General features: G+C 62.8%; 7 protein-coding genes and 1 pseudogene. All 8 read right to left on the reverse strand.

All coding sequences use genetic code 11. From position 1 onward, the window contains the following. Positions 1 to 41 precede the first annotated feature (41 nt). A complete protein-coding gene (locus tag RIN49_RS03760) occupies positions 42 to 1103 on the reverse strand; it encodes a hypothetical protein (RefSeq protein ID WP_309118816.1) in 1062 nt (353 codons plus the stop codon). Positions 1104 to 1299: 196 nt separating this feature from the next. Further along, positions 1300 to 2694 (reverse strand): annotated as a pseudogene (locus tag RIN49_RS28750) (glycoside hydrolase family 2 protein); the annotation flags it as partial. 21 nt (positions 2695 to 2715) lie between these two features. Continuing rightward, positions 2716 to 3522, reverse strand: a complete 807-nt coding sequence (locus RIN49_RS03775) for a DeoR/GlpR family DNA-binding transcription regulator (RefSeq protein WP_309118819.1) — start codon at positions 3520 to 3522, stop codon at positions 2716 to 2718. A gap of 48 nt (positions 3523 to 3570) precedes the next feature. After that, positions 3571 to 6015 (reverse strand): alpha-mannosidase, encoded by a 2445-nt coding sequence (locus RIN49_RS03780; RefSeq protein WP_309118820.1) that lies wholly within the window; start codon positions 6013 to 6015, stop codon positions 3571 to 3573. Positions 6016 to 6040: 25 nt separating this feature from the next. Beyond that, complete coding sequence (locus RIN49_RS03785) at positions 6041 to 6766, reverse strand: MBL fold metallo-hydrolase (protein WP_309118821.1); 726 nt, start codon at positions 6764 to 6766, stop codon at positions 6041 to 6043. After that, entirely contained in the window at positions 6763 to 10284 is a 3522-nt protein-coding gene (locus tag RIN49_RS03790) for a glycoside hydrolase family 38 N-terminal domain-containing protein (protein ID WP_309118822.1), read from the reverse strand. Before RIN49_RS03790 ends, RIN49_RS03785 begins: the two co-directional genes overlap by 4 nt. Continuing rightward, entirely contained in the window at positions 10281 to 11663 is a 1383-nt protein-coding gene (locus tag RIN49_RS03795) for a protein O-GlcNAcase (protein WP_309118823.1), read from the reverse strand. Before RIN49_RS03795 ends, RIN49_RS03790 begins: the two co-directional genes overlap by 4 nt. Further along, the gene (locus tag RIN49_RS03800; RefSeq protein ID WP_309118824.1) at positions 11660 to 12583 is read right to left on the reverse strand and encodes a class II fructose-bisphosphate aldolase; all 924 of its coding nucleotides are present in this window, start codon (positions 12581 to 12583) and stop codon (positions 11660 to 11662) included. The genes RIN49_RS03795 and RIN49_RS03800 overlap by 4 nt, the downstream gene beginning before the upstream one ends.

The raw sequence follows: 12583 nt of genomic DNA on the forward strand, positions 1-12583 counted from the left end.
GACGTTATATCGTTTCATGAAAGCACGCCTCCTCTACGCACTTATGAACTGTGCAGAAACTCAACGTCGATCTCCGGCATCGGCACGTCGGCGCCCGGCGCCGGCTGGTCGACGACCGCGAAGCCGCCGCCGCGCTTGACCGTGCAGTGGACCGTCACCCGCGCCGAACCGCCCGGCATCAGGGTCAGATAGGCGCGGTCCGCCTCCATCCAATAGGCGTTCGTCGTCTCGACCGGATGCACGAACAGCGCCGGGGAGGCGCCGTCGTTCCGCACCTCGAACGTACGCGTCCAAAACGCTAACCCTTCGAACGGCTCGCCCGCGGCCCATTCGTCGATCGCCGAAACCGCCAGCCGCCCGTCGACGTTCCGCAAGACCGGAGCGTACGGAGTCTCGGCGCTCGTGCCGAACAAATACAAGTTCGCGCCGCCGTCCGACCGAAACTCGCCGCCTTCGTCCGTCTCGAGCGCGACGAAGAACATGCCGCCAAGCGTTGCCTCCACCGGGAAACGTAGCTCCCCGAGCGGCGTCGTCCGATCGGCGGCGCAAGCTCCGGCGAAGTCGAACGCGTACGCGACCCGGCCGTCCTCCCCGTACACCGTAGCGCGCACCCGCCGCTCCGCCGCTTCGACCCCGTTGGAGTGCAGGAACACGTCCGCGCGGAATTCGCGGCCGACGGCGGCGTCGATCCGGCGGTAAAGCAGCGACGCGTGCACCGGCGCATAGGCCGATCGCGTCGCGTAATATGCCATCTTCGGAGCGCCGTAATATTCGACGAGGTTCGTGCACGAGCTGTTCGGCCATGGCTCGTTCAGCTGCCAGACGATGCAGCCGCTCTGTCGGAACTGCCGGCGCCGGTTCGCTTCGACGATGAAGCGCAGCCCCTCGGCCTGCACGATTTGGCTGACCCGGGCGAAGCGTTCCATGTCCGGCAGCGGACCGAACAGCTTCATGTCGCGGTCGTACGTGCCCCACCACTCGCCATGGTGGCGCCAGACGACGTGTTCGCGCATCGGGGTCGCCACATGGTTGTTCGGATGCAAAATTTTCCGCAGCGTCTGCACCGAAGCGACGCCGTCCATGCCGAATTCGCTGTGAAACAAATGATCCGATTCGCCGTACAGCTCGTAGTGATATGGGTTGCCTTGCTTGGTATTGCCAGCCGCCGTGGACGTCGTGCGAGACGCCTTTCTCCGTCGTAACGAATTCCACCGGGCCGGACGCCGACGTCGGAAGGAACAAGCGCTGCGGATCGTATGCCGAGACCAACCGTTGAAGCATCGCCAAGTTCTCGTCGTCGTCGACGGTCGACGGCGTGTTCGGCGCGCTCATGAGCTCGTTGCCGCCGCTCCACGCCGCGAGCGAGACGTGGCTGCGGCGGCCGAGCAGCGCGGAGACCGCCGTCCGGCGCAGCAAATCCAAAAACGCCGGAAGCTTCGAAGGAACGTTATCGATGCCGGAGCTCGACTGGATGAACTCTTGCCACACGAGAATCCCGTTCCGATCGCACAGCTCGTAGAAGACCGGCTTCTCGATAATGCCGCCCCCCCAAATCCGCGCCATGTTGACGTTGGCTTGCTTCATGAGGTACACCTGCCAAGCGTAGGACGCTTCCGTGACGTCGCCGTATACGTGGTCGAGCGGCGTCAAGTTTACGCCGCGAACGTAGATCGGTCGCCCGTTCACCACGAACGTGTAAGGCAATGCGTCCGCCGGCGAATCCTCGTTCCGGCGGTACGCCAACGAGCGGATGCCGACGCGGAACGTCCATTCGTCAAGCTGCCGGTCCCCCGCCATCAACCGCGCCGCGACCGTATACAACGGCTGTTCCCCGTATCCGTTCGGCCACCAAAGCCGCGGATCCGCCACCGTCAACGCGCAATCGTATTCGGAGATGTCGGCGGAAAGCCGCAGCTCGCGCTCCGCCGCGACGCCCCCGTCCGGGTCCAGACACGCGAGCCGGAGCGTCAATCCCGATCCCGGGCCCGGTTCGGATCCGAACCGCTCCACCCGACCGTACAACCGCACGGTGCCTACGTTCGCGACGACGTCCGCGTCGGTGGCGACGGCGGGGTCCCTCAGCGACGCTTCGTCGTGCAGGCGCAGCTCGACGCCGTCCCACAACCCGATATTGACGAGGCGCGTCGAGAAGTCCCACTTGTAATTGAACCGGCTCTTCTGCGTACGCGTCATCGACGTCTTGCCGATCTGCCCCATCTCGTCGGGCGCGCCCTTCATGACGACGCGCAGCTCGAACGCTTCCCCCGGAGCGGCCCCGCGAACCATCGACGTGACGTCGAAAACCGCGGGCTCGTACATATGCCCGTGTTCGCCGAGCAGCGTGCCGTTCAAATAAATCATCGCTTCGTAATCGATGCCCAAAAACACGAGTTCCGCCCGGGAGAAATCCCCGGACGGACGAGAGAAGGACGTCTTATAGACCCACCATCGATTTTCGATCCACTCGCATTTCAAGCTGTTCGTCTCGTAGTACGGATCCTCGATCCAGCCGGCTCGGAACAAGTCGACATGGACGCCGCCCGGCACGCGGGCCGGCATCCAATCGGTCACCCCGATCAGCTCCTGCCCGGTTTCCATGCTGCGGTCTTTGATCGGCACCCACGGCCAGTAGCCGCGAACCTGCCAATCGAGGTCGGATAACGAAATATGCGTTCGGATCGAAGACACCCCCATAGATGTGGAAAACGATTCCGCTTATGCTTCTTCGCGAAGCAGCGCGCCCCGAACCGAGCAGACGATCACGCGGACCCCCGCCTGCTCGATCGATCGAAGCAAATGCGGATCGACCAGATCGCTCGTAATTAACGCGTCTACGTCCTTGAACGACGCGAACGAAATGAGAGCCTGCTTCTCGAATTTGCTATGGTCCGCGAGAATGACCACCTTCCGGCCGGCCGCGACCATCGCCTTCTTCATCTCCGCTTCGTACAGATCGAAGCTGCCGAAGCCGCGGTTCGTCGAGACGCCCGACGCGCCGAGGAAGGCGATGTCCGCGTTGTACTTGCGCAGCTCCCACTCGGCTTGCGAGCCGACGAGACTCATCGACTTGCGGATGAGCTTGCCGCCGATGACGAACACATGAGCGTTCTCGTTCTGGCTGCATTGTTCCGCCACGTTCATGCCGTTCGTCAGCACGGTCAAGCCGTCGATGCCGCCGAGATGCTTCGCGAGGCAGAGCGTCGTGGAGCCCGCGTCCATCACGACGATGTCGCCCGAACCGACGAGCGACGCCGCGGCTTCGGCGATGGCTTCCTTTTCCTCCGTGAAGTAGTGCACGCGGTGCTGCACCGGAGGGACGGACGAGAGCGAGTCCTGCAAATCCTCGACGAGGATCGCGCCCCCGTAGTCCTTGCGGAGAATGCCCTCGCTCTCCAGTTGGCTCAAGTCGCGACGAATCGTCTCCTCCGACACGGAGAACGTCTTGACGAGATCCGCAACCTTGACGCTGCGTTCTTGAATCAGTAGCTCCTTGATTTTATGGCGCCGTTGCGCGACGAACATGGAGATCCCCCCGTGTACAGCTTGGAAAATGCGTTGCGTCTTATCGATTTACCACTCGATCAGATCGACCTCGACGACCGGCTTCGACGCGTCGCTCGGCACGCGGAACGTCTTGATCTCGCACGGCCCGAAGGACGCTTCGATGACGCGATCCAGATGCGGCAAGCGGATCGCGGTCTTCGTCGCGCACTTGGTCGTCTCGTACGCGCGGACGATCAAGTCGTCGCTGTCTTCATGCTTCTTCAACACGCTGACGATGACGTTGTCGTCGTCGACGCTCAGGAACGAATTGCGCTGCGGCAGCTTGCCTTGGTGATACGTCTCGATGATCGTCGTCGGCTTCCGGTTCAGCTCCCATGCCTTCTGCACGACGCCCGCCGTCTCCCAGCTGCCTTCATGCGCGTAAATCCGGTAGTTAAACGTCTGGATGCCTTGGTCGATGAACGTGTAGTGACCGTTCGGATCCGGTACGAGCGGATCGTGATGCGCGTAGATCGGGCTGCGCAGCACGGTGATCGCGAGTTCCTTGTTCATGATGCTGTAGCTGTACTTGGCGTCGTTCATGAGGGTCACGCCGTACGCCGTGCCGCCGTTCGGCAGGATGCCGCTGAAGTCGACCCAGTTTTGGCCCGGCTCCTCTTCGCCGTTATGCTCGCGCTCCTTGAAGCCGTAAGGAATTTCGTACGTTTGCTTCGTGAAGTGCAGATTGATCGGGTAGACGAGCTTCAGCATCTTGAACTCTTCGCGCCAGTCGACCGTCACCTTGACGTCGATGTAGTCGAGATCCTTGTACATCGCGAAGTCCTGCACGAGCTTCGAGTTGCCGTACTCGCTCGTTACGCGAACGACCGACTTGATCGGGCCGTGCTCGACGCGGCGGACGGAGCGCGCCTGGAAGTCGCCGATCTCGTTTTGGAAGTGGAACACGTTATGGCTCCACGTATCGGATTTATCTTCCATGACGACCGGGCGTCCGGGCTTACGCAGCAGCTCGCTGTTCACCTTCTTGTCGAACAAGCTCGTCATATGCCCCGTCTTCGGGTCGAAGTCGACGCGAATGCGGTCGTTCTCGAGCGACGTATCCGACGCCTTGATCGTCGGCGCGACGAGCTTCGGCTCGGTCGCGCTGCGCGGCTGCGGGTACACCTTGAACACGCGGTAGCCCATCGGCGGCAGATCGGCGATGAACGAGATGCGGAATCGGCCGCCCGCCGTCGCCTGCGATTGAACGAGCTGGAACGGAATTTGCTTGCCGGCGTCGTCGTACAGGACGGACGTCTCTTTCATGCCGCCGACTTCGTGTTCGATGTTCATCGGGCCGCCCCACGAATGCGGGTTGAACACGACGAGCGGCTTCATGCCTTCTTCCTGCTCGATGTCGATGTTCCAAGAGAGCGATTGGATCGCGTAGTTCAGCCCGCGCTCGGCGATCGACATCGCTTCGCCGTGCGCGTTGCGCGCGTCCTCGTACGCCGGCTCGATCGACGTGCCCGCGAGGATGTCGTGGAACTGGTTGAACAGCACGTTCTTCCACGCGCGATGATAGTCGGCCGGGTACGGCTGGCCCGTCGTCGCCTTCGCGATCGCCGACCACGTCTCGGCGGCCATCAGCTTGTTTTCCGCTTGGCGGTTCCACTGCTTGATACCCGAATGCGCCGCGTAACAGCCGCTGGCGTGATGCTGCAGATCGTCGTGCACGACCGGAATCGGGAGGCCGCGGCGCTCCATCTCTTCGAAATATTCCGTCGGGTTCGCGAGTACGATCGTCGGGAACTCCGGATCGGCGTTCATCCGCTTCAAGCTGTCGATGTTTTCCTTCGTCGGACCGCCGCCGTGGTTGCCTACGCCGTAGAACACCGCCAGCTCGTTGAACGGATCCTTCAGCTCCGTCATGCAGCGGCGGATGTGCTTCTCGAGATCCTTGCCCCAAGAGCAATATTCGAACGGCAGACGGTACGTGAGCACCTGCGAGCCGTCGTCGGATTCCCAATAGAACAGACGGTTCGGCAGCCCCTTCTCGTTCGGCATCGGGCGCATCATGATGTAATAGTCCATGCCTTGCTTCTTCAGAATTTGCGGCATCATGCCGAAGTGGCCGAACGAGTCGACGTTGTAGCCGACCTTCGCCGTCACGCCCAGCTTCTCCATGAAGTAACGCTGCCCGTACAAGCCTTGACGAACGAACGATTCGCCGCTCGGGATGTTGCAATCCGGTTGGATCCACCAGCCGCCGACGATGTGCCAGCGTCCTTCGGCGACGCGCTGCTTGATTTCTTCGAACATGCCCGGATCGTTCCGTTCGATCCATTCGTACATCGCCGCCGACGAGTTCGTGAAGACGAAGTCGTCGTATTCCTTCATCCGGTCGAGCGCGGACCGCGCCGTCGCCTTCGCTTCTTGGAAGCCTTCTTGCCATTGCCACAGCCACACCGGGTCGAGGTGGGCGTTGCCGATCATCCAGAACTTGTAGTCTTTCATATTTTTGGTTGCCATAAGTAAGGTTTCTCCCCGCTCTCTTTTAGTACATGAATTTCGTATGGAAAGGCTTGAACCACGGGTTAAAATACACCCCGAGCTGCTTCTGCGCTTCGACGACCTTCGTCTTCGCGTCGACGACGAGCGTCGGCGGCAGATGGCCGAACGACATATACTCGAACTCCTCCGCCGCCAGCTTCGCCAGCGAGCGATGCCAGGCGTTCAGGTCGGATCCGATGCGCGGATGAAATCCGCCCCACATCGTATCCCCGGCGATCAGGACGCGGTTATCCCCGACTTGCAGCAGGAACGAGACGCATGCCGGCGTATGGCCCGGCGTATGGATGAGCTTCGTCTCGTTGCCGCCGATCGTCGTCGCCCCGTCCTCCAGCAGGCCGTCCACGGCCATCTTCGGAAAAGGCAGATCGTACAGGAACGCCGCCGTCAGCTCCGAATCGCCGGCCTCGACCGAGGCGCGAGCCGCTTCGTGAAGATGCAGCTCGACGTCGGGGTTGTCCTCTTTCAGTAAGGCGTATCCCGAGATGTGGTCCCAGTGGCCGTGCGTCGCATATACGCGCTTGATGTCTCGCGGCGACAACCCGAGCCCTTCTAGGTTGCGCTTCAGCGCAGGGTAGCCAGCCGTGCTGCCGCAGTCGATCAAGGCCGGCTCGTCGCCGAGCACGAGATAGGCGCTGGCGTCCCAGCCGTGCGTCAGCTTATCGCCGGCGACGACGTATAGATTGCCTGTCAGCTTTACCGCGTGACTCATGTTTGCGTTCCTCCCTCCTCTGCGAAGGCGATGCGCACGGTCGTAAGTCCGTAGGCGGCCGCCCCGATCCGCAGCGATCCGTCTTCGCCGGGCGAGAGCGCTTCGATGTTTCGCTCGAGAAGATCGGTCCGTCGGGCGCGCGCGATCCGCTTGTTCGGGAACGACAGCGTCCCCGTCTCCTCCGCGCCGCTTATGTTTTGTACGCGGACGATGTACCCGTCGCCGTCCCGCGCCCGCTTGATCGTCGTCACGGCGAGTCCGTCCGCATCGAACGCGGCCAACGCGCCGCCGCCCGCCGCGAGGTACGGCTCTTTCGTCTCCCGGAAGTCTTGGAAGCTCATGCGCTGCCCGTAGAGCGGTCTGCGCGCCGACCAGCCGACGCGGTACGCCTCCTCCGGGCGAATGGCGCCGCCGCTGACGAACGTGTAGGCGAACCGAAGCTCCCCGCCCTGCGAAGCTTTGTAATTCGTATGCCAATAGTTATTCAGCACGTACGAGAATACGGTGCCGCTGCGCAGCGACTTCTCCTTCGGCCACCGGCCTTGCACCATATCGCCGACCGTGAACAGCGGCACGTCGGGCGACGCGATGAACACCGCCGCTTCCGGACGTTCCACCAGAATGCCCGTCTGCAGCGGCAGCCACTCCTTGCAGCCGCCCGGCAGCTGATCGCGATCCCACAGGACCCAGCCGAGCTGCGAATCGGACCGGACCGCGGCGTCTTCGAGCGCCGTCGGGAACGCGATGTAGACCGCTTCCTTCTCCCGGCGCTCGGCTTTTCGATACGTATACTTCACGTCCAGCCGCTTCGCCTTGTCATACAACGTCCACTCGATCGTCAGCTCGCCGTAAGGCACCTGGCCCGCAAGCCGCAGCGTGCGGCCGACGGCGGACGCCGTTAACGTCGCTTCCTCCAGCTTGAATTCGGTCCTCGGAATCATGCGGCCTTCGGCCAAGTCGGATTGGTTGCCCATGAGGCGCGTGCCTTCCCCGCCTTCAGCGTAGACGAACTGTCCGAAGCCGTACGTCGAAGCGCCCGCCTTCGGCAGCAGCTCCTTGCCGAGCTCGCGGTCGATCCAAGACGTTAAGCAGCCTCGCTCCGGATCGAACGTCGCTTCGTACCATTCGTTCGCGAGTTTGATCGGCGTTCGCTGCTTCGCGCCGAGCGATACGGCCGGTCCGCTCGCGGCGGCCGTCCCTTCGTTCGACGGCTTCAAGACGAGTCTACGATAGCCGAAGCCCGGCACCGGATCGAGCCACAGCTCCACCACCGCTTGGGTAGGCAGCGTCCGGATCGGCCGCAGCGGCACGATCGCCCCCGTGTCGGGTTCGAACGCCGCTTCCCCCGGCGCGATCTCGACCGCGACCGGACCGCCGACAGGGAAGCTGTGCGGATTGTAAACGACCACTTCGCGGCCGTCGTTGTTCCAGCAGAGCGAATGGCGCGTCGCCGCGACGTGCAGCAGCCGCTTGCCCCACTGCTCGGCGTTGTCGGCCATCAGCCGCTTCGTCTCCCACTGGTCGTGCGCCAGCAGCGCTTCGGGCTCCGGACCCGTCAGGAATGCGCCCCACGTATGCTCGTCGTATAACAGGACGTCCCGCCAGGCGGCGTCGAACTGCCCCTGCGGATAAGACCATCCGTCGTTATGCAGCACGGCGAGCGTCTCGAGACGCTCGGCTGCGGGCAGCGACGCCTGCGCGCCGCGCACGGCGATCGTCTCGCGCATCGAAGAGCCGACGCCGTCCTCCCAATAAGCGCCGCCGTCGCCGCGCACGGTGACGAGCCGGTCGCCGAATCTCGCTTCCACCTCGCGGAAGAAGGAGAGCACGTCGCTCGGGACGAGCCGGGGATAGGCATACGTCTCGTTCCAACGGCGGACGAAATCGTTCGGCTGCGGATCGAGGTCCGTATTATCCGCCTCTTGCCCGTACAACATGACGACGTCGGGCGCGTAATCGTCGCGCTCGTATTCTTGCAGCCACATGTCCAATCCGCGGGCGGCCGCATACGCCGTCGGCGGGCTGCCGCACACCTTGCGCAGCTCGCAGTACATCTTCGCCAGCCAGCACAACACTTTGCCGCCGTTCGTCCCTTCCCAGTAAAACGGAGAAACCTTGTGCAATTGGCCGTTCAGACGGAACGGACCGCGGTCCTGATTATCCGCGTGGACGACGTACGGAATGCCGCTCTCTTCCAACAGCGCCGGCAGCGAGCCCGTAAGCGAAGCGACGTCGACGAACGCGACGAATTCGGGCTTCAGCCCATGCGGCTTCAGCGTATCCGACAAGAACTCCCCGTTGCGAATCAAGTCTTCGAGTCCCGCATATTGCGTAAGCAGATCGACGTAGTTGCCGGCGACGCTGATTTTGCCGGCTTTCATCGCGCGGAACAGCTGTGCGATGCGCGCTTCGGAACGCGTCTGCAAGTACGTCTCCAGCGTCCAACCCGCGTCGAGGTGATAAGCGAACGAGGCCGCAGCCGCGCCTTCCTCCGACTCGAGCCAATCCAGCGCCGTATCGAGATTGCGGCACAGCCGTTCCGCGACCTCCCATTGGCGATGCGTGTAACCGATGTCCGTATGGGCGTGCGGCGTGACGTACACCGTCCATTTCCGTCGCCGACGGAACGAACCGCCTGCGGACACCGGAACGCCGCCGACGTCGCCGGATAACGAATAACGGACTTCCCCTTCTTCGTCGGGAATGGCGAACGGGAACGCCAGATGACCGAAGGGGCGGGCGTCGAGACGGACGGGCAACGTCTGCGAGAAGCCGCCGTCCGCTTCGAGCGTCAGCGTCAGCTCCGCGGCGGGAACGTTCGTACCTAACTCTACATATAAGAAACACTCGTTTCGAAGCTCGTCGTTCGCGTCTTGTCGGTAGACGACCGTCGATACCGCTTCCGCGCGGCGAATCGGCTCCGCGGGCGCGTCCGCTTCGTCCGCCTCGAACAGCTCGATGCACTTGTACAGCACGCCCGCGGCGTTGGCCATTCGGTCGAGTCGCTTGACCGCCTCGACTCGGTCGACGACGACGATTTCTCCCGCATCCCTTCCGATCAGCTTCAGCTCGTTGCCTCCTTCGCGAAGCAAGCGCCCCGGAATGACGACGTCGGCGACGCCGTCCGCATAGATCGTCGTATGGAGTCCGGAATGCAGCGCGATGTCGCCGGATGTCGACGGCGCGGCTCGAAGCCGCACTTCGCCGAACGTCCCGTTCACCCCAAGGTCTAAATAGCCGAGTCTCGGCGCGATCGTCAGCACATGCAGACGCAGCAAATACGCCGGCGCCGGGTTCCGACGAATCGTGAAACGAATCGTATACGGATGCAGGCGATACCCGGAATCCGGGTCCGCCTCGCTCGGTTGAAACATCGGCCATCGTTCGCCGCCGTCCGCGCTTCGCCCGACGTCCGCATCCCATACGATGTCGCCGAGCTTACACGGATCTTTATAGTTATCTAGCAGTTGATCGGAGGAGCCGTCCGGCTCTCCGATCTTCCATAACCGCTCTTTCATCGCGAAGACTCCTTCCCGGTTCCGGCCGCTTCCGCCCGTTCGAGCGCGAACGCCGCAAGGGCGCGCAGCGAGCCGTCCGTCATGCGCTTCGGCGCCCGGTCGATCTCTTCGAGCGACTCCTTCATCATGCGCAGCGGCCCCTCGAAGCCTTCGCCGCGCTCGATCGCCGCGAGGACGAGCAGCGCCCGTCTCGCCATCCAGAGCCAATGCTCCAGCGTTTCGATCCAGAGCAGCGAATTGTTTCGAAGCGCGACGTTGCTCATCCGATTTTTCAAATGGTAACAGCCTTCGTCGAATGCGGTCAGGAGTTCTTCCAGTCGTCGCACTTCTTCGCTGCCTGCCGCTCCCGGCGTACCGGAACGGAACGAGCCGAGGACGGCCTGCGTCAGCTCGTTCAGTCGAACGGAATTCGGCTCGCCGAGGCAAGACTCTAGCGATTGCTCGGCGAACAGCCGGAACGCGGCCGCGCTCTTCTCCCCCGCCACGCGCTCGACCGCGGCCGTCCATGAACGTTCCGGATCGTACCCGACAGGGTCGCGGAAGTAATCGGCGAACGTCGCGAGCGCGATCTTCGACGCCTCCGCTTCCGCCATCAAGTTAACGACATAACCGTCGACGGCTTCGAGCAGCCCCGCTTCGCGTCCCCGGATCGGCCCTACATGCAGTTCGGGCCGCATCGCGAGGTCGTTCACCGGGTAATTATCCCAAATCACGGGCTTTCGCCGCGCCGCCGTCCCGAACGCTTCCGCGTCGCTCCGGCGAATTTCTTTCGCGCAGATGTCCTCGCCCGTGTAATAGATCGCTACCTCCGGGCGCATGCGCTCCCCGAGCTCGTGCAAATACGCCGAAAACGGGGCCGCGCCGTGATAATCCGTCGGACACATGCTCAGCGTGCAAGCCGGGGCGCGGGCTTGCAGCGCCGCGAACAAACGGTTGCAAACGTCGGCGTGCGCTTCCGCGAAGGAACCGTACCGCTCCCCGTCGGCGGGGTGCTTGAATTCCGAAGCGATATCGTCCAGCAGGATGCTGAAGTCTCTCACGCCGATTCGGTAGAACGCTTCGAACTTCTCGAGCGCGAGTCGGAAATCTTCCTCCGACGCGTAGCTCATCGTGACGCCGGAGCCGATCGAATAGACGAACGATACGCCGGCTTCTTCGGCGACCTTGACCGTCCGGGAGAACGACTCCATGACGTCCTCCGGGTACGGCTCCCGCCAGCGCATGCGATGCTGGCGGTCGTTCTTCGGCCCGTACACATATTGGTTGAATCCGAGCGAGCCGATATATCGAATCATATCGTCCCGCTCTTGAAACGTGTAATATACGCCGTAAAATCCCTCGATGACGCCGCGAACGGGCGCGGCCGCCGCGCCGCTCATCGGAGCGCGAACCGATCCGCCTTCCCCGCGCTGCCGAGGAAGTTGGCGATCTTGTCGGCCACGGTCGCTTCCACCGCCGCGCGACCGCGCTCCAGCGACTCGGCGTCGAGCGCCGCGCACTCGTCGTTCGTCATCCGCTCCGTGCGGCCGAGCGCTCCGAGCAGCGACAGCTCGAGATCCGTCGCGATGTTGACCTTGCTGACGCCTCCGCCCGGAAGCGAGATCGCCGCGGCCATCATTTCCGCCGGGACGCCGGAGCCGCCGTGCAGCACGAGGTGAACCGGCGTCAGCTTGCGAATCGCTTGAAGCCGTTCGTAATCGATCTTCGGCTGCTTCACCATATAGACGCCGTGCGCCGTTCCGCAGGAGACCGCCAAGGCGTCTACGCCCGTTCCTTGTACAAAAACTTGAGCCTCCTTCGGATCCGTGTACAATTCTTCGTCCTTATCCGTCTCCACGAAGTCCGTCGTGCCGATCATGCCGAGCTCCGCTTCCACGGAGACGCCGCGCGCGTGCGCGTAATCGGCGGCTTCCTTCGATCTCTCGATATTTTCTTGCAATGGGCTCTCCGACGCGTCGATCATGACGGACGTGAAGCCCGCCTCGACCGCCTGCTCGATAATGCTCATCACCTTCGTATGATCGAGGTGCAGCACGAGCGGTACCGTAATGCCTTCGGAAGCGACGCGCGCGTAAAACTCGTCGGCGAATTGCTTCGGCGTAATGCCGTAGCGCTCGAGCTCCTTGCTCGAGATTTGCACGATCGCGGGCGAGTTCATCTTCTGCGCGGCCCGCAGCACCGGCGTAATCATCGCGGTATACCGCGGGGAAAACGATCCGATCGCATATCCGTGTTTCTCCGCGACCTCAAGCGCCTGTTTCAAAGTATATACGTTGCTAGGCCGTTCTCTGGTAGTCAT

This window comes from Paenibacillus sp. (assembly GCF_031177825.1).
Classification (GTDB): Bacteria; Bacillota; Bacilli; order Paenibacillales; family YIM-B00363; genus Paenibacillus_AE.

What these genes read in the sequence shown, in the direction of transcription:
- RIN49_RS03775 (WP_309118819.1), bottom strand. Translation starts at nt 3,522, where the DNA reads ATGTTCGTCGCGCAACGGCGCCATAAAATCAAGGAGCTACTGATTCAA.
- RIN49_RS03795 (WP_309118823.1), bottom strand. Translation starts at nt 11,663, where the DNA reads ATGAGCGGCGCGGCGGCCGCGCCCGTTCGCGGCGTCATCGAGGGATTT.
- RIN49_RS03800 (WP_309118824.1), bottom strand. Translation starts at nt 12,583, where the DNA reads ATGACTACCAGAGAACGGCCTAGCAACGTATATACTTTGAAACAGGCG.
- RIN49_RS03780 (WP_309118820.1), bottom strand. Translation starts at nt 6,015, where the DNA reads ATGGCAACCAAAAATATGAAAGACTACAAGTTCTGGATGATCGGCAAC.
- RIN49_RS03785 (WP_309118821.1), bottom strand. Translation starts at nt 6,766, where the DNA reads ATGAGTCACGCGGTAAAGCTGACAGGCAATCTATACGTCGTCGCCGGC.
- RIN49_RS03790 (WP_309118822.1), bottom strand. Translation starts at nt 10,284, where the DNA reads ATGAAAGAGCGGTTATGGAAGATCGGAGAGCCGGACGGCTCCTCCGAT.